Genomic DNA, 16,389 nt, shown 5'->3' on the forward strand with positions numbered 1-16,389 from the left:
ATCCCCTACGGGCCGGTTCTCAAGTGTCATCGAACCGTCCCTGACTATGAACGCGTGTCAAGACCCGGGGCCGTGAGCCCCGTCGTTGAGGGGGTCGAGCCATGGGGCGCGGCCGGGCCAAGGCCAAGCAGACAAAGGTCGCCCGCCAGCTGAAGTACAACAGCGGCGGTACGGATCTGAGCCGTCTGGCTGAAGAGCTGGGCGCGTCGTCGCCAACCGACTTGCCGATCGGCAAGCCCGAGGTTGACGACGACACGAGTGAAGACGAGTTCGACGACCCCTACGCGGGGTATTCGGCTCGCTACAACGATGACGAGGACGAGGAAGACGACGGCCGATCGCGCCATCGTTGACCCCGCACCCCTCGTCATCGGGCACGGGACGAAACACCCTCTTCAGCCGGGGTGCCCGTGTGTGGTGACACCGCCCGGTCCGGGACCGAGTAGGACGACTACTCGACCCCGGGCCGTTTGGCGTGTGCGCGAACGCGCCCACGGGGGTGCCGCCGTCCCGAACCGGGACGACGGCCACCGCCGCGGGTGCTTTTGTCATGCCCGGTGATCGCCGCTCAGTACGGCCCGGCCGGAGCCGGCCACGATCTCGCCGAGCCGCCAGGCGGGCACTCCGCGCTCGGCGAGCACCGCGAGCGCCGCGTCGGCCGCGTCGGCGGCGACCACCGCGACCATGCCCACGCCCATGTTCAGGGTCTTCTCCACCTCGGCGCGGGTCACGTCGCCGAGCGAGGCGACCAGGCCGAAGATCGGGGCGGGGGTCCAGGTCGAGCGGTCCAGGCGGGCGTCCAGGTGGGCGGGCAGCACCCGGGCCAGGTTGGCCTCCAGGCCGCCGCCGGTGACGTGCGAGTAGGCGTGCACGTCGGTGCGCCGGGCCAGGTCGAGGCAGTCCAGCGAGTAGATCCGGGTCGGCTCGAGCAGTTCCTCGCCGAGCGTGCGGCCCAGTTCCGGCACGTCCCGGTCGAGCCGCCAGCCGGCGAGGGTGAAGAACACGTGCCGGGCCAGCGAGTAGCCGTTGGAGTGCAGGCCGGACGCGGCCATCGCGAGCACCGCGTCGCCCTCGCGCACCCGCTCCGCGCCGAGCAGGCCGGCGGCCTCCACAACGCCGGTGCCGGCGCCCGCGACGTCGTACTCGTTCGGGTCGAGCAGGCCCGGGTGCTCGGCGGTCTCGCCGCCGACCAGCGCGCAGCCGGCCAGTACGCAGCCCTCGGCGATGCCCTTGACGATCGCCGCGATCCGCTCCGGGACGACCTTGCCGGTGGCGATGTAGTCGGTCATGAACAGCGGTTCGGCGCCGCACACCACCAGGTCGTCGACGACCATGCCGACCAGGTCGTGGCCGATCGTGTCGTGCTTGTCCATCGCCTGCGCGATGGCCACCTTGGTGCCCACCCCGTCGGTCGCGGTGGCCAGCAGCGGGCGCTCGTACCGCTTGAACGCGGACACGTCGAACAGGCCGGCGAAGCCGCCCAGGCCGCCGACGACCTCGGGCCTGGTGGCCTTGCCGACCCATTGCTTCATCAGCTCGACGGCGCGGTCACCGGCCTCGATGTCGACGCCGGCGGCGGCATAGGTCGCGGTGCGGGGGGTGGGGGTGGACTGGTCGCTCACGGCGGCGGCCCTTTCGGGTCGGGTCGGTGGATCTTCTCGGGGCGCCCCGTCGCGGCCCCCGGAGCGGGGGGCACGACGCGGCGATCCGAAGAGAGGAACTCGGGGGCTCGGCTGATCAGGGACGGCGGAGCGCGTCCTCGGCACCGCCGCCGGCGAGGAGGGCCTGCACGCCGTCCACGTCGGTACGGACGGTCTGCTCGATGCCTTCGAGCAGGTGCTTGCCCAGCCGCTCGGGGTCCGGCAGTTCGATCGGGTATTCGCCGTCGAAGCAGGCCCGGCACAGCCGGTCCTTGGGAATGGTGGTCGCCTCGACCATCGCGTCGATGGAGATGTAGGCGAGCGAATCGGCGCCGAGCGACTTGGCGATCTCGTCCACCGAGAGACCGTTGGCGATCAGCTCGGCCCGGGTGGCGAAGTCGATGCCGAAGAAGCACGGCCACTTCACCGGCGGCGAGGAGATCCGCACGTGCACCTCGGCCGCGCCGGCCTCGCGCAACATCCGCACCAGCGCGCGCTGGGTGTTGCCGCGCACGATCGAGTCGTCGACCACGACCAGGCGCTTGCCCTGGATGACCTCGCGCAGCGGGTTGAGCTTGAGCCGGATGCCCAGTTGGCGGATGGTCTGGCTGGGCTGGATGAAGGTCCGGCCCACGTAGGAGTTCTTGACCAGGCCGTTTCCGTACGGAATGCCGGACTGTTCGGCGTAGCCGATCGCGGCGGGGGTGCCGGACTCGGGGGTCGGCATCACCAGATCGGCGTCGACCGGGAACTCCTGGGCCAGCCGGCGACCCATCTCGACCCGGGACGCGTAGACGCCGCGGCCTGCGATCGTGGTGTCCGGGCGGGCCAGGTAGACGTATTCGAAGACGCAGCCCTTGGGCTTGGCCTCGGCGAAGCGCCGGGTGCGCAGGCCGTGCTCGTCGACCGCGATCAGCTCGCCCGGTTCGATCTCGCGAATGAACGAGGCGCCGACGATGTCGAGGGCGGCGGTCTCGCTGGCGACCACCCAGCCACGCTCGAGCCGGCCGAGCACGAGGGGCCGGATGCCCTGGGGATCGCGCGCGGCGTAGAGCGTGGTCTCGTCCATGAAGACCAACGAGAAGGCGCCCTTGACCTCGGGGAGCACCTGCATCGCGGTCTGTTCCAGGGACAGGTCCGGGCTGCCGGCAAGGAGCGAGGTCAGCAGGTCGGTGTCGCTGCTGGCCTCGATCCGGCCCTGGTAGGGGTAGTTGAGTTCGCTGCGATCGGGGCCCTGCTCGGCGACCAGACGGGACAGCTCACCCGTGTTGGTGAGGTTTCCGTTGTGGCCGAGCGCGATGCTGCCGGTCGCGGTGGCCCGGAAGGTCGGCTGGGCGTTCTCCCAGACCGACGAACCGGTGGTCGAGTAGCGGGCATGGCCGACGGCCATGTGCCCGCGAAGGGAGCCCAGAGTGGTTTCGTCGAAGACCTGGGAGACCAGGCCCATGTCCTTGAAGACCAGGATCTGGGATCCGTTGCTCACAGCTATGCCGGCGGATTCCGTCCCGCGGTGCTGCAATGCGTAGAGACCGAAATAGGTGAGTTTTGCGACCTCTTCGCCGGGGGCCCAGACGCCGAAGACGCCGCAGGCGTCCTGCGGGCCTTTTTCGCCGGGGAAGAGATCGTGGTTGAGTCGTCCATCGCCACGTGGCACGGGATCGAGTCTACGACAGGGCCGGATCGGTCGCGGATCACCCCATCAGTGGCAGGTATGCGGACAAGTCGCTGCGTTCGCCACTGGCCAGCACCCGACCCTCCTCGACCGCGTCCGCCCAGGTCAGACGGCCGGTGGCGAGGCGGATCCAGGTCCTGGGGTCGGTCTCGACCACGTTGGGCGGAACGCCCCGAGTGTGCCGGGGACCTGTGACGCACTGCACTACGGCGAACGGCGGGACGCGCACCTCGACCGAGTGTCCGGGGGTGCGGACGGCGAGCGCGTCGGCCAGCGCGCGAACCACCACGCCGAGCGCGTGCCGGTCGTGCGGGAACGGCTCGCCGAGCGCGCGCTCGAGGTCGTCGCCGTGTACGACAGCCTCGACGAGGCGGGTGACGAGCATGTCGGTAAGCCGCATCGGGCCGATCCGGGTGATGGTGATCCGGGTGTCGGGGACACCGTCGAGGGCGGCGATCGCGGCGTCGACGTAGTCGGCGGGGGTGTGGCCGGCCTCGGCCATGTCGTCGGCGATGGCCGAGATCACCTCGGCGTGCGCGGAGGTGCCGTTCGCCCACTGTTCGACGGTGATCGTGGGGCCGGTCGGAATCGGCTCGGCGAGCCAGCGCGGCACGGCCTGGACGCTCGCGGCCAGGTGGCCTACCAGGTTGGCGGTGGACCAGCCGGTCAGGTCGGACGGCGCGGCGAGTCGGGCGGGGGTCAGCCGGTCGGTCACGGCCACCAGCACGCGCCATTCGGCGATCAGCGCGGCGCGCACCTTGACCGGATCGACCTTGCGGGGGCGGGGGGCGGCGGGGCGGCTCGTCATGGATGCAGGTTAGGGGGCGACGCGCGGGGTCGTAGGTAGCCGATTCGTTTCTGCACAGCGTCGGCCCGCGCCCGCCGCCGGGTCGCCACGCTGGAGCCATGAGCAATTACGGGGATCCCGACCGGGTCGACACGATCGCGGCCGAGTTGGCGGGGGCGACGCAGCGGATCCGGCCCGGGTCGGTGGCGATCGACTGGCACGGCGACGCGGCGGACGCCTTCGCGACGCGGGCGCAGACCTGGCGTCGCGAGTGCGCGGCGACCGAGCCTGCGGTGCTCGCGGTGGTCGAGGCACTGCGTGCGCACGCGGCGGCGATGCGCGCCGCGCTGTCCCGGATCGCGGCCAACGAACGGGCCGCCCGCGAGGGCGCCGGGCCGGGCGAGGCGGAACACCTTCCGGCCGGGGGCAGCGCGGCGTGGCTGGAGGAACGATGGGCGGCGCGGTGAGCGGTGGATTCGGGGTGGCGCCGGAGGGGTTGGTGGGGGTCGCGGGGCGGGTGCGGGCCGTGGCCGGGGAGGTGTGGGCGGTGCGGGAGCGGGTCGCGGGGGTCGACGTGGCGGCGAGTCGGCCGTTGGCGCCGGAGACCTTCGAGGTGGTGCGGGCGCGGCTGCGCGAGGCGGTGGAGACGTTGGATCGGGCCGAGCGCAGCGGGGTGGATCTGGCGGATCGGCTGGCCGAGAGCGCGCGGGCGTACGCGGAGGTGGACACGACGGCGGCTACCCGGCTGCTCGCACTGCTCCCGGTGGGCGGCGCACTCCCACCGCCGGTCGCCGAGGCGCCGTTCGAGCCGCCCGAGGGGTACGACGGGCCGCTCGGGGTTCGGCCGATCGGGCGCGGAGCGGGGATCGTGCGGGTCGCGGCACCCGAGCCGAGCGAGGAGGAGATCGTGGCTCGGGCGAAGGGGTGGGCCGACCTGGGATTGGGCTACAGCATGGGCGGGCTGCACGACGGCTACCGCACGGACTGCTCGGGGCTGGTCTCGATGGCCTGGGGGCTGCCGCCGCCGGGGCTGACCACGGTGACCCTGCCGGAGGTGTCGCATCCGATCGACCGGGACGAACTGCGCCCGGGCGACATTCTGCTCAACACCGCGCCGGGCGCGGCCGGGCACACGCTGATCTTCGCGGGGTGGGCCGACGCGGCGCATACGAGCTACCACGCGTACGAGGAGAGTGCCTCGAAGGGCGCGCACTACGGCACGGTGCCCTACCCGTATTGGTCCGGGCACGGCACGTTCCGCCCGTATCGGCTGGGGAGTTGACCCGCACGGGGGTGCCCGCGGCGCGGGCACCCCCGTGGGTCGGGTCAGCCGAACAGGGCCTGGAGGGTCTCCTCGTGGGCCGTGCGCAGTTCGGTCAGGGGCACGGTGAAGTGGCCCTGGAGGTCGAGCGTGTCGCCGTCGACCACCCCGATCCGGGCGCACGGCAGACCGCGCACCTTGCACATGTCGCTGAAGCGCAGTTCCTCGCTGCGCGGCACCGCGACGATCGCCCGGCCCGCCGACTCGCTGAACAGCGCCACCGTCGGGTCGAGGTCCTCGGCCAGCACCACGCGCGCCCCGTTGCCGCCCGTCAGGCAGGCCTCGACCAGGGCCTGCGCCAGGCCGCCGTCGGCGAGGTCGTGCGCGGCGTCGATCATGCCGTCGCGCGAGCCCGCGATCAGGACCTCGGCGAGCAGCCGCTCGCGCGCCAGGTCGACCCTCGGCGGCAGCCCGCCGAGGTGGTCGTGGGCCACCTGCGCCCACGCCGAGCCGGACAGTTCCTCGTGTGTGTCGCCCAGGAGCAGGATGATCTGCCCCTCCTCGGCGAAGCCGATCGGCGTGCGCCGCTCGACGTCGTCGATCACACCGAGCACGCCGACCACCGGGGTCGGGTGGATCGCCGTCTCGCCGGTCTGGTTGTAGAAGGACACATTGCCGCCGGTCACCGGGGTGCCCAGGATCTGGCAGGCGTCGGCGAGACCGCGCGTGGTCTCGGCGAACTGCCACATCACCGCCGGGTCCTCGGGCGAGCCGAAGTTCAGGCAGTCGGTGACCGCCAGCGGCTTGGCGCCGGTGGTGGCCACGTTGCGGTAGGCCTCGGCCAGCGCGAGCTGTGCGCCGAGGTACGGGTCCAGCTTGCAGAAGCGGCCGTTGCCGTCGGTGGCCAGCGCCACGCCCAGGCCGGTCTCCTCGTCGATGCGGACCATGCCGGAGTCCTCCGGCTGGGCCAGCACGGTGTTCCCGAGCACGTAGCGGTCGTACTGGGCGGTGACCCACGACTTGTCCGCCAGGTTCGGCGACGCGACCACCTTCAGCAGGGTGGCCCGGAGCTCCTCGGCGCTGCCCGGGCGCGGCAGTCGCTCGGCGGCGTCCGCCTGGAGCGCGTCCTGCCACTGCGGGCGGGCGTAGGGGCGCTCGTAGACGGGGCCCTCGTGGGCGACCGTGCGCGGCGGCACGTCGACGATCTGCTCGCCGTGCCAGAAGATCTCGAGCCGGTCGCCCTCGGTGACCTCGCCGACGACGGTGGCGATCACGTCCCACTTGTCGCAGATCTCCATGAAGCGGGCCACGTGGGCCGGCTCCACGACGGCGCACATGCGCTCCTGCGACTCGCTCATCAGGATTTCTTCGGGCGAGAGCGTGTGGTCGCGCAGCGGCACGGTGTCCAGCTCGACCCGCATGCCGCCGGAGCCGGCCGAGGCCAGCTCGGAGGTGGCGCAGGACAGGCCCGCGCCGCCGAGGTCCTGGATGCCCGCGACCAGATGCTCGCGGAACAGTTCCAGGGTGCACTCGATCAGCAGCTTCTCCTGGAACGGGTCGCCGACCTGGACGGCGGGGCGCTTGGCCGGGCCGGAGCCCCCGCCATCATTTTCGGTGAAGGTCTCCGAAGCCAACACGGAGACACCGCCGATCCCGTCGCCGCCGGTGCGGGCGCCGTAGAGGATCACCAGGTTGCCCGCGCCGGACGCCTGCGCGAGGTGGATGTCCTCGTGCTTCATCACGCCCACGCACAGCGCGTTGACCAGCGGGTTGCCCTGGTAGCAGGGGTCGAAGACGATCTCGCCGCCGATGTTGGGCAGGCCCAGGCAGTTGCCGTAGCCGCCGATGCCCGCGACCACGCCGGGCAACACGCGCCGGGTGTCGGGGTGTTCGGCGGCGCCGAAGCGCAGCGGGTCCATCACCGCGACCGGGCGGGCGCCCATCGCCAGGATGTCGCGCACGATGCCGCCGATCCCGGTCGCGGCGCCCTGGTAGGGCTCCACGTAGGAGGGGTGGTTGTGCGATTCGACCTTGAAGGTGACCGCGTAGCCCTGGCCGACGTCCACGACGCCGGCGTTCTCGCCGATGCCGACCAGCATCGCGTCGTTCTCGGGCATCTTGTCGCCGAACTGGCGCAGGTGCACCTTGCTCGACTTGTACGAGCAGTGCTCGGACCACATGACCGAGTACATGGCCAGCTCGGACGAGGTGGGCCGGCGACCGAGGATCTCCCGGATCCGGGCGTACTCGTCCGGCTTGAGGCCGAGTTCGGCGAAGGGCTGCTCGACGTCGGGGTGCTCGAGCGCGTTCTTGACGGTGTCCAGGCTCATCAGGCGTTCACCAGGCGCTTCAGGATCGAGGTGAAGAAGGGCAGGCCCTCGGTCGTGGGACCGGTCAGCGGCTCGACCGCGTGCTCGGGGTGCGGCATCAGGCCGACCACGTTGCCGGCCGCGTTGCTGATGCCGGCGATGTCGCGGCGCGATCCGTTCGGGTTGACGTCGAGGTAGCGGGCGATCACCCGGCCCTCGGCCTCCAACTCGTCCAGGGTGCGCTCGTCGGCGACGAAACCGCCTTCACCGTTCTTCAGCGGAACGGTGATCTCCTGGTTCCGCGCGAAGTCCGACGTCCACGCGCTGGACACGTTCTCGATCCGCAACTTTTGGTCGCGGCAGATGAAGTGGAGGTGGTCGTTGCGGGTGAGCGCGCCCGGCAGCAGGTGGGATTCGCAAAGAATTTGGAAACCGTTGCAGATGCCCAATACCGGAAGGCCGGCCCGCGCCTGCTCGATCACCGATTCCATGACCGGCGAGAAGCGCGAGATGGCGCCGCAACGCAGGTAGTCGCCGTAGGAGAATCCGCCGGGCAGGACGACCGCGTCGACCTGCTGGAGGTTCTTGTCCTTGTGCCACAGGGCGACCGACTCGGCGCCGGCGATCCGCACGGCGCGCGCGGCGTCGCGGTCGTCGAGCGAGCCGGGGAAGGTGACGACGCCGACGCGGATCGTCACTTCCCCTCCTCCGCCTCGACGCGGACCGTGAAGTCCTCGATCACGGTGTTGGCGAGGAAGGACTCGGCGGCTTCGCGGATGCGGGCGAGCGCGGCCTCGTCGACCGGTCCCTCCAGCTCCAGTTCGAAACGCTTGCCTTGGCGGACGTCGGTGATTCCGTCGAATCCCAGACGCGGCAGCGCGCGCTGCACGGCCTGCCCCTGGGGATCGAGGATTTCCGGCTTGAGCATGACGTCGACGACGACGCGTGCCACAGGCACTCCCACTGTGATGGTTCGGGCCGGGGCCGTATCTCGGGATACGGGGTTCGGACCCTGCTGCTGGATCGGGTCGGTCGACGCCGGCACCCGATGGATCGGCGGTATCAGGGTACCGGCCGCCTCCGGGCGGCCGTCCCGGCGCCGAGTTATCCACAGCTTCGGAGTTGTCCACAGGGGGGTTCACCAGGTCGCGATGTCAATAAATCACCGTCAAACGGGCAATGCGCCCCACTCAGGCCGGCCGAGCGGCCCGGCGGGGGCAAGCTTGTCCACAGGCTGTGGATCAGTCCGTGTCCGACCTGCGGACACGCCCGTCCGGGCGCGGCGAGAGGAATATCTCGCGTATCGTGAAAACGAATCGCCGACCGGTAAATTAGCGCTTACCGAACCGAAGAACAGCGGACCACACCGCGACGGTTCACGTTTAGCGCTTAGACTCGGCAATGTAGTTTTGTTTTTCGCCTCGGTGCTATCACCCGAGAGGACACCGCCATGGCCCAGCGTGTAGTCGTCAGCCTGCACGACGACATCGACGGAAGCGAGGCCACGGAAACCATCCGTTTCGGCCTCGACGGCAAGTCGTATGAAATCGACCTTTCGGAAGAGCACGTTCAGCAGATGCGGGATGCCCTGGCCCCTTATCTCGCGGTCGCGCGGCGGACCGCGCGGACCGGAAAGCCGTTCCGGCAGACCACCGTCACCTCCGACCCCGCGGCGGTGCGGGCCTGGGCCCGCGCACGCGGCATGGACGTGCCCGCCCGCGGGCGCATCCCGGCCCGCGTGTACGCGGAATTCGAGGCCGCCAACACCGCCAACTGACGGCGCCTCGTCCCCCGCGCCCGGCCACCCGGCGCCCGGCGGGACATCCGGCCCCCGCGCTCCGCCTATCGGCGGGGACGGGGGCCGGGCCGTTCCCGGGCGCTCCCGGGTCGGCTCGGAAGAACTTTCCCGAGCAAATCCGGACATCCGTAGCGATCCGACTGCGCAGCGTGCCGAGGCACCTCCGACGGTCCGATAGAGTTCTCTTGCACCCGGGAAACCGGGGAACACACGCAGGCGTAGCTCAGTGGTAGAGCGCCCCCTTTCCAAGGGGGAGACGCAGTGTTCAATTCCTGTCGCCTGCTCTGCTCGACCCCTCGAACCGAGGTTGGTGGCAACCACCTCCGCGGATCGGGTAGGGTTGGGGACACAACGCGGGGCAATGCTCCGAGTCGTGCGGACGTGGCTCAGTTGGTAGAGCATCACCTTGCCAAGGTGAGGGTCGCGAGTTCGAATCTCGTCGTCCGCTCCAGATGTGAGAAGGCCGGATCACTCAGGTGATCCGGCCTTCTTGTTGTGTGCTCCTGCTTTGCCCCCCCGATTTTCGGCCGCCCCGGCGGATGCCAGGGTGGCCGAAAATCGACGTCGGTGGGATGTGGGGGTCAGGCTCAGCGGCGCCCGGTCAGCCGCTCGTAGACCTCGACGTACTTCTCGTGTGTGCGCGCGACGACCTCTGCGGGCATCGCCGGCGGCGGGGTGTCCGCCGCGCGGTCCCAGCCGGAGGCGGGCGAGGTCAGCCAGTCGCGTACGTACTGCTTGTCGAAGGACGGCTGGGCGTGGCCCGGCTCCCACCGGTCGGCGGGCCAGAAGCGGGACGAGTCGGGGGTGAGCACCTCGTCGGCCAGCACCAGGCGGCCCTGCGGGTCGAAGCCGAACTCGAACTTGGTGTCGGCCAGGATCAGTCCGCGCTCGCGCGCGATGTCCCGGGCCCGGGTGTAGACGGACAGCGTGGCCTCGCGCAGCGTGGCGGCCAGTTCGGTGCCGTGGTGCCGGGCGACGTAGTCGTAGGACACGTTCTCGTCGTGCTCGCCGACCTCGGCCTTGGTGGCCGGGGTGAAGATTGCCTCGGGCAGCTCGGAGCCCTCGGTCAGGCCCTCCGGGAGCGGGACGCCGCACACCGAGCGTGCGGCGCGGTACTCGACCGTGCCTGACCCGGCCAGGTAGCCGCGCGCGACGCACTCGACGGGGACCATGTCCAGGCGTCGGCACACCAGCGCGCGGCCGGCCCAGTCGGCGGGGGCGCCGGGGACCTCGGTGGCGAGCACGTGGTTGGGATACAGGTCGGCGAGCAGTTCGAACCACCACAGCGACAGGCTGGTGAGGATCCGGCCCTTGTCCGGGATCCCCGGCTCCAGCACCCAGTCGTAGGCCGAGATCCGGTCGCTGGCCACCATGACGAGGTTGCCGTCGGCGTCGGTGTACAGGTCGCGCACCTTGCCGGTGTGGATGTGGGTCAGACCGGGAACCTCGACCGGCTCGGGCTTGGTGACGAATCCGCTCACTGGAAACCAGCACTTTCTTGGGTCGCGGTGGGGAGAGCCGAGTCTTTCACGGGCTACACACGTCCGATGCCGGGGCCGGGGCGGAGGGCCGCAGGGGGCGGGGTGCGGGCGGTGTGCGCGTGGGCGTGGGCGGGGGCTGACGGGCGAGTGGCGTCCGGCGGGCGGGGACCAGGGTGGGCAGTCGGCGGGCGAGGCCGGGCGACGCGGGAGCGGGCGGCGCCGGGCAGGCAAGGCCCGGGCGGGCAGTGTGCGGTCGAGGCTGGGCGGACAACGGTGGACGTACGAGACCCGGGTGGACGGCAGTGGGCGGGTGGATCGCGTCGGGTGGGCAAGGCCGGGGCAGCGGGCGGACGCACGATGCCAGGCGACGCGCGGGCCGCAGCCGACAAGTGAGGCTGGGGGCGAGCAGTGGGCGCGCGAGTCCGGGGGCAGCGGGCAGGCGCGCGAGACAGGGCGGAGGAGTCCCGGGCGGACGATGGGGGACGCGCGAAGGGCAGGCGGCCCGGGCGCGAGCGCTCCCGGGGCGCGTCTTCGAACCCACGTCGGATCAGGCCGAGGCGCCCGGTGCGGTCTCTGCGTGCCGGGGAAGCGGCCGGGCAGCGGTTCCCGTTCGGCGGTGTCCCCGGTACGGCGAAACGTGCACGGCGCGGATCTGACGGACGGACGCCGGGCGGCGCGGGACCCGGCGGACGCATGCCGGACGACCCGGAACCGATGGGTACACGCCTCGCGACACAGGACCTGACGATCGGAGGCCGGGCGACACCAAACCCGACGAGGGGACGCCGGGCAGCATGGAACCGACAAGCGCATGCCGGACGGCACGGAGTCCGGCGGGCGGACCCCCGGAGAGCACGGAACCGGACACACCGGCGCCGCACGGCGCGGAACCCGACGGGCGGAGGTTGGGCTGCGCGAAGTCGGCAGGCGCACATCGGATGGCACGAAGCCCGACGGGCGCATTCAGGACGGCGCGGAGCCCGGCGGACGCACGCCGCACGCCGTGGAGTCCGACGCACGGACGCCGGACCGCGTGGGGTCCGGTGGGCGGATGTTGTGCGGTGCGGGAGGGGGTGGGCGGGGGTTTGGGAGGATATGTGCCGGGCTTCAGGCGGCCGAGCCGCCCGGGTGTACCGGTTCTCGGGTGGGGATGCCGATTCGGGCGAGCCAGGTGCGGAGGGGGGTGTCGTTGCCCTCGTCCACCGCGCGGGTGATCAAGGTGGCCAGGTCCACCGTGTGGCCCGTGACGTCGACCAGGACCGGGCCGTCCAGCCAGTCCACCGCCGGGTGCATCCGCTCGGTGTCGAGCGCGGCGCAGGCGACCACCGCGAACAGGTGGTCGGCGGCCTTGCGATGGTCCTCGTCCCGGTCGCGGCGCAGCACCGCGAGCGCGTGGTCGACGGGGGCCGCGAACGCCTCGGCCCGGGCCCGCCAGACCGGCTCGATGACCGCCTCGGGATAGTCGGCCCAGGAGACCGGGTCGGGCGTGGGCCCGTCCGCGAAGATGCCCGCCGCGAGCCGGGAGATCTCGTCGTCCATCGCGACCGGGTCGGTCAGCAGGTCGCTCGCGGGTCGCTCGGCCAGGCGCGCGCCGAACGCGTCGGCGAGCTTGTCCCGCCGGGAGAGTTCGGTCAGCGCCGACACCACGCCCGCCATCAGCGCGTCGGGGCGCCGGCCGATCGCCCACGCGGGGGCGGCCAGCCGGGTCAGCAGCCGGTCCCAGCCCGCGTAGGCCAGGCCCACCTGTTCGTGTGCGGTGGCGCGCAGTTCGGGCTCCAGCGGGATGGCCAGCGCCGCCGCGCCGACCGCGATCTCACGCTCCATCAGTTCCGCGTGGCCCTGGCACAGGCCGAGCAGTTGGCGGGCGAACGCGCGGGAGATCCGCCGGGCCGGGCGCAGCGGGGCCGGGCCGAGCGAGCGCCGCACGTCGGCGACCGCGTCCAGGCGGCGTACCCAGCGCCGGGCGCCGGCCACCACGGGCTCCGCCGACGCCTCGGTGCCCGCGATCACGGGGGCAAGGAGCGCGCGCAACTCCCCCACCCGCAACCACCACAGGAACGGCGCGCCGATCACCAGGACGGTGCGCCGGGATCGGCGGGGGTCGGGTTCCAGCCAGCTGTCGCATTCCGGGCACAACCGGATGCCGTCGGGCACCGGCACGTCCAGTTCGCCGGCCAACTCGCGCACCATCGTGTGCAGTTCCGGGGCCTGCTCCGGGCCGAGCACGATCGCCGGGATGCCGGTCCGACGCACCAGCGCAAGGTCGAGCGCGACCCAGCCGAGCACCGCCACCAGGGCCGCCGCGAGCGCCGCGAGCGCCGTCCCCGCGGCGCCCGTGCCGAAGGTGTGCGCGGCGCCGTAGGACAGCAGGCCGGCGGCGGTGAGCGCGGCCAGGATCGCGCCGTTGCGCACCCACAGCACCGCCCGCGCCCGCGCGCGCGCCTCGGCCAGCGCCAGTGGTTCGGCCGACTCGCCCACGTGCATCGCCCCCATCCGATCCTGGATCCGGGGATCACTCGTCCGGGTCGTCGGTCACGACCCGCGGTGCTCGCACGATAATGCGACGAGTTCTGGTGTTCAGCCCCTTCGGGCCGAACACCATCCCTGCGAGTGAGATCCGGGGCCGGACGGCTGTGTGGGTTTGAGCCGACCGATGGTGCCCGCGAACGGCCGAATTCCGCGGTGCTCGGCCGCACCCCGCCCGGTTGGGCCCGGTTCGGCCGGATTCAGCCCTTCGCGACGCCGCCGGCGACCTCGATCGTGCCGTCGATCGCCTTGGCGGCGATGTCGGTGCGGTGGTGCGAGCCGGGCAGGCCGATCAGCGCGACGCCCTGGTACGCGCGGTCGCGGGCCTGGGCCAGGGACGCCCCGGTGCCGGTGACCGAGAGCACCCGGCCGCCGGAGGACAGTACGTCGCCGGCCTCGCCGCGGCGGGTGCCGCCGTGCAGGGCGTAGGTGTGCGACAGCTTGGCCACCTCGGCCAGGCCCTTGATCGGGTCGCCGGTGCGCGGGGTGGCCGGGTAGTTCTCGGCGGCCACCACCACGGTCACCGCCGCGCCCTCGTGCCAGCGCAGCGGCTCCAGCTCGGCCAGGCGCCCGGTGGCGGACGCGTGCAGCACGCCGGCCAGTGGGGTGGCCAGGCCGGCCAGTACGACCTGGGTCTCCGGGTCGCCGAAGCGCACGTTGTACTCGATCACGCGCGGGCCGCGCGAGGTCAGCGCCAGGCCGATGAACAACACGCCGGAGAACGGGGTGCCGCGGCGGCGCATCTCGTCCACGGTGGGCTGGGCGACGGTGCGCACCAGGTCTTCGGTGAGGCCCTCGGGGGCCCACGGGAGGGGTGTGTAGGCACCCATGCCGCCGGTGTTGGGGCCCGCGTCGTCGTCGCCGACCCGCTTGAAGTCCTGCGCGGGCTGGAGGGCGAGTACGTCGTTGCCGTCGCACAGCACGAACAGCGAGACCTCGGGGCCGTCCAGGAACTCCTCGATCACCACCCGGTCGCAGGACGCGGCGTGCGCGCGGGCAACCTCGACGTCGTCGGTGACCACGACGCCCTTGCCCGCGGCGAGGCCGTCGTCCTTGACCACGTACGGCGGCCCGAACGCGTCGAGCGCGTGGTCGGCCTCCTCGACGGTGGTGCACACGTAGCTGCGCGCGGTGGGCACGCCGGCGGCGGCCATCACCTCCTTGGCGAACGCCTTGGAGCCTTCCAGGCGCGCGGCGGTGCCGGAGGGGCCGAAGCAGTCGATGCCGCGTGCGCGCACGGCGTCCGCGACGCCGGCGACCAGCGGCGCCTCGGGGCCGACCACGACGAGATCGACGCCGAGGCGCTGCGCCAGGTCGGCGACGTCGCCGGCGTTGAGGGTGTCGACCGGGTGCAGTTCGGCCACCTGTGCGATGCCGGCGTTGCCGGGCGCGCAGTGGACGGCGGTAACCGCGGAGTCGAGGGAGAGCGAGCGGCACAGCGCGTGCTCACGGGCACCGCTGCCAATCACGAGGACCTTCACACGGGCAGCCTAGTGGGTGGGCAAGGTGCACCGAACTCAGGCGAAGACCACCATCGCGCCCAGCGTCACGCTCTCCTGCGCGGCGGCGTAGAGCGTCGCCCACACGAAACGTTCGCGGGCGAAGGGCGCGCCGTCGTAGGTCGGCGTGGGTCGGGGCGGGTCGAGCAGGTCCACGCCGATGTAGGGGGCCAGGTCCTCCAGCTCGCGCAACATGCCCAGGCTGGAGCCCAGCGGCCCGCCGTCCTCGGGCAGCGGGTCGTCCATCAGCGGTTGCGGGAAGTCGACCGGCAGATAGGCACCCGCGTGGTCGTAGTGCCAGACCAGGTGGGAGAACTGGGCCGCCGCCTCGAAGGTCTCCAGGAGGCGGTCGTAGTCCTCGCCGAGCCGCTCCACCGGGGTGACCGGGAACCCCGTGCGGTGCAGCAGGTAGGCGCGGCGCAGATAGTGCAGCGACTCGTGGTCGAACGCGCCCGCGAGCCGCACCTCGGCGGTACCCGGCTGCCAGGTCCGCACCGGCACGGTGGGCAACCCGTGGCCGACCAGCGCGGCGTCGTAGGCGGCCAGTTCGTCGCGGAACGGATTCTCCGGGTTGTGACACAGCGCGTCCACCAGCGGAACGAGCCAGACGTCGCAATCCACGCTGCAGCTCCCGGTCTTGTTCGATCCCACGCGGCGGTTACCGGCGCCACGGTACCGCCCCGGTCGGGCCAACCGTCAGCGCGCGTCCGCGAGTTCGCGGGCGAGCCGGCGGCCCACCGCGGTGTAGTCGCGCATCAGCGCCATCGCGGCCTCGGCGTCGCGCCGCGCGACCCGGTCGGCGAGTTCGCGATAGCGGCCCCAGCCGGACGAGGTGGGCGGGGCGTCGCGCAGGTAGGGGACGATGTACATCCAGGCCTGCACGCGCAGTACGGCGAGCACGTCGGACAATCGGCGATTGCCGCTCCAGCGGCCGAGTTCGCCGAAGAAGCGCCGGTCGAGCAGGGCGACCTCGGAGACGTCCCCGTTCCATCGCGCCGCGTCGAGCCGGTCGCCGAGCGCGCACAGCGTCGGCATCGCCTCCTCCGGCGCGGTCCGCGCGATCCGGCCGATCAGCGGTACGCCGAGCAGTCGGCGCGACTCGACGATCTCGGCGAAGTCGGTCCAGGTGAAGCTGCACACCTGGAAGCCCCGGTGGTGGCCGCCGAGCAGCAGGCCCTGCGCGGCCAGTTGAATCAGCGCCTCGCGCACCGGGGTTGCCGACACCCCGAAGCGCTGCGCGGTCTCGTTGACGGTGAGCGACGTGCCGGCCGGGAGCCGACCGGTCACCAGGTCGTCGCTGAGTACCTCGGCGATCTCCTGGCGCAGGCTGATCCGCCGCAACGGGGCCTGCCCACCGGGGACATCGGCAAAGCCGGTAAGTCGAACGCCGTCTAAAACACTGCCCTGTGCCGCACG

General features: G+C 72.0%; 15 protein-coding genes and 2 tRNA genes. 6 read left to right on the forward strand and 11 right to left on the reverse strand.

The window, feature by feature from the left end; genetic code table 11:
- Positions 1 to 101 precede the first annotated feature (101 nt).
- Positions 102 to 353, forward strand: coding sequence for a DUF3073 domain-containing protein (locus ABIA38_RS03235; protein WP_020555620.1), 252 nt, complete (start codon positions 102 to 104; stop codon positions 351 to 353).
- A 195-nt stretch (positions 354 to 548) separates the two neighbouring features.
- Here ABIA38_RS03235 and purM read toward each other — a convergent pair whose 3' ends face one another.
- The 3 genes from purM to ABIA38_RS03250 all read right to left on the reverse strand — a co-directional run bounded on the left by purM (position 549) and on the right by ABIA38_RS03250 (position 4,120).
- Positions 549 to 1,622, reverse strand: coding sequence for a phosphoribosylformylglycinamidine cyclo-ligase (gene purM / locus ABIA38_RS03240; protein ID WP_424636837.1), 1,074 nt, complete (start codon positions 1,620 to 1,622; stop codon positions 549 to 551).
- A 115-nt stretch (positions 1,623 to 1,737) separates the two neighbouring features.
- The gene (gene purF / locus ABIA38_RS03245; protein ID WP_424636838.1) at positions 1,738 to 3,294 is read right to left on the reverse strand and encodes an amidophosphoribosyltransferase; all 1,557 of its coding nucleotides are present in this window, start codon (positions 3,292 to 3,294) and stop codon (positions 1,738 to 1,740) included.
- 37 nt (positions 3,295 to 3,331) lie between these two features.
- Entirely contained in the window at positions 3,332 to 4,120 is a 789-nt protein-coding gene (locus tag ABIA38_RS03250; protein ID WP_424636839.1) for a sterol carrier family protein, read from the reverse strand.
- Between the two features lie 98 nt (positions 4,121 to 4,218).
- Here ABIA38_RS03250 and ABIA38_RS03255 point away from each other — a divergent pair, with 98 nt between their 5' ends.
- Both ABIA38_RS03255 and ABIA38_RS03260 read left to right on the forward strand, forming a co-directional pair.
- Complete coding sequence (locus ABIA38_RS03255; RefSeq protein WP_424636840.1) at positions 4,219 to 4,566, forward strand: hypothetical protein; 348 nt, start codon at positions 4,219 to 4,221, stop codon at positions 4,564 to 4,566.
- Entirely contained in the window at positions 4,551 to 5,381 is an 831-nt protein-coding gene (locus ABIA38_RS03260) for a hypothetical protein (RefSeq protein WP_424636841.1), read from the forward strand. The genes ABIA38_RS03255 and ABIA38_RS03260 overlap by 16 nt, the downstream gene beginning before the upstream one ends.
- A 44-nt stretch (positions 5,382 to 5,425) precedes the next feature.
- Here ABIA38_RS03260 and purL read toward each other — a convergent pair whose 3' ends face one another.
- Genes purL through purS form a run of 3 tightly spaced genes read right to left on the reverse strand, consistent with a single transcriptional unit; the run spans position 5,426 to position 8,621 of the window.
- A complete protein-coding gene (gene purL / locus ABIA38_RS03265) occupies positions 5,426 to 7,690 on the reverse strand; it encodes a phosphoribosylformylglycinamidine synthase subunit PurL (RefSeq protein WP_424636842.1) in 2,265 nt (754 codons plus the stop codon).
- Positions 7,690 to 8,367, reverse strand: a complete 678-nt coding sequence (gene purQ / locus ABIA38_RS03270; protein ID WP_424636843.1) for a phosphoribosylformylglycinamidine synthase subunit PurQ — start codon at positions 8,365 to 8,367, stop codon at positions 7,690 to 7,692. Before purQ ends, purL begins: the two co-directional genes overlap by 1 nt.
- The gene (purS, locus tag ABIA38_RS03275; RefSeq protein ID WP_424636844.1) at positions 8,364 to 8,621 is read right to left on the reverse strand and encodes a phosphoribosylformylglycinamidine synthase subunit PurS; all 258 of its coding nucleotides are present in this window, start codon (positions 8,619 to 8,621) and stop codon (positions 8,364 to 8,366) included. The genes purQ and purS overlap by 4 nt, the downstream gene beginning before the upstream one ends.
- Positions 8,622 to 9,119: 498 nt before the next feature.
- On the opposite strand from purS, the gene ABIA38_RS03280 reads away from it, so the two are divergent.
- From ABIA38_RS03280 to ABIA38_RS03290, 3 genes are all read left to right on the forward strand, one after another.
- The gene (locus tag ABIA38_RS03280; RefSeq protein WP_126636576.1) at positions 9,120 to 9,446 is read left to right on the forward strand and encodes a histone-like nucleoid-structuring protein Lsr2; all 327 of its coding nucleotides are present in this window, start codon (positions 9,120 to 9,122) and stop codon (positions 9,444 to 9,446) included.
- Positions 9,447 to 9,679: 233 nt separating this feature from the next.
- Positions 9,680 to 9,751: transfer RNA gene (locus tag ABIA38_RS03285), tRNA-Gly, on the forward strand.
- A 91-nt stretch (positions 9,752 to 9,842) separates the two neighbouring features.
- A tRNA-Gly gene (locus ABIA38_RS03290) sits at positions 9,843 to 9,918 on the forward strand.
- A gap of 136 nt (positions 9,919 to 10,054) precedes the next feature.
- Here the strand turns inward: ABIA38_RS03290 and ABIA38_RS03295 are convergent.
- From ABIA38_RS03295 to ABIA38_RS03315, 5 genes are all read right to left on the reverse strand, one after another.
- Positions 10,055 to 10,948: a phosphoribosylaminoimidazolesuccinocarboxamide synthase gene (locus ABIA38_RS03295; protein ID WP_424636845.1), complete on the reverse strand. Its 894-nt coding sequence runs from the start codon at positions 10,946 to 10,948 to the stop codon at positions 10,055 to 10,057.
- Positions 10,949 to 12,055: 1,107 nt separating this feature from the next.
- Positions 12,056 to 13,441 (reverse strand): hypothetical protein, encoded by a 1,386-nt coding sequence (locus ABIA38_RS03300; protein WP_424636846.1) that lies wholly within the window; start codon positions 13,439 to 13,441, stop codon positions 12,056 to 12,058.
- Positions 13,442 to 13,674: 233 nt separating this feature from the next.
- The gene (gene purD / locus ABIA38_RS03305) at positions 13,675 to 14,955 is read right to left on the reverse strand and encodes a phosphoribosylamine--glycine ligase (protein ID WP_424636847.1); all 1,281 of its coding nucleotides are present in this window, start codon (positions 14,953 to 14,955) and stop codon (positions 13,675 to 13,677) included.
- A 36-nt stretch (positions 14,956 to 14,991) separates the two neighbouring features.
- Entirely contained in the window at positions 14,992 to 15,594 is a 603-nt protein-coding gene (locus ABIA38_RS03310) for a hypothetical protein (protein ID WP_424636848.1), read from the reverse strand.
- Positions 15,595 to 15,669: 75 nt separating this feature from the next.
- The gene (locus ABIA38_RS03315) at positions 15,670 to 16,314 is read right to left on the reverse strand and encodes a GntR family transcriptional regulator (RefSeq protein ID WP_424636849.1); all 645 of its coding nucleotides are present in this window, start codon (positions 16,312 to 16,314) and stop codon (positions 15,670 to 15,672) included.
- Between the last annotated feature and the right edge of the window lie 75 nt (positions 16,315 to 16,389).

The organism is Embleya sp. AB8, from assembly GCF_049739465.1.
Lineage (GTDB): Bacteria > Actinomycetota > Actinomycetes > Streptomycetales > Streptomycetaceae > Embleya.

Bases quoted from the DNA above. Each gene is read 5' to 3' on its own strand.
- ABIA38_RS03300 (WP_424636846.1), bottom strand. From the start codon at position 13,441: ATGGGGGCGATGCACGTGGGCGAGTCGGCCGAACCACTGGCGCTGGCC.
- ABIA38_RS03235 (WP_020555620.1), top strand. From the start codon at position 102: ATGGGGCGCGGCCGGGCCAAGGCCAAGCAGACAAAGGTCGCCCGCCAG.
- ABIA38_RS03280 (WP_126636576.1), top strand. From the start codon at position 9,120: ATGGCCCAGCGTGTAGTCGTCAGCCTGCACGACGACATCGACGGAAGC.
- purL (WP_424636842.1), bottom strand. From the start codon at position 7,690: ATGAGCCTGGACACCGTCAAGAACGCGCTCGAGCACCCCGACGTCGAG.
- ABIA38_RS03260 (WP_424636841.1), top strand. From the start codon at position 4,551: ATGGGCGGCGCGGTGAGCGGTGGATTCGGGGTGGCGCCGGAGGGGTTG.
- ABIA38_RS03255 (WP_424636840.1), top strand. From the start codon at position 4,219: ATGAGCAATTACGGGGATCCCGACCGGGTCGACACGATCGCGGCCGAG.
- ABIA38_RS03250 (WP_424636839.1), bottom strand. From the start codon at position 4,120: ATGACGAGCCGCCCCGCCGCCCCCCGCCCCCGCAAGGTCGATCCGGTC.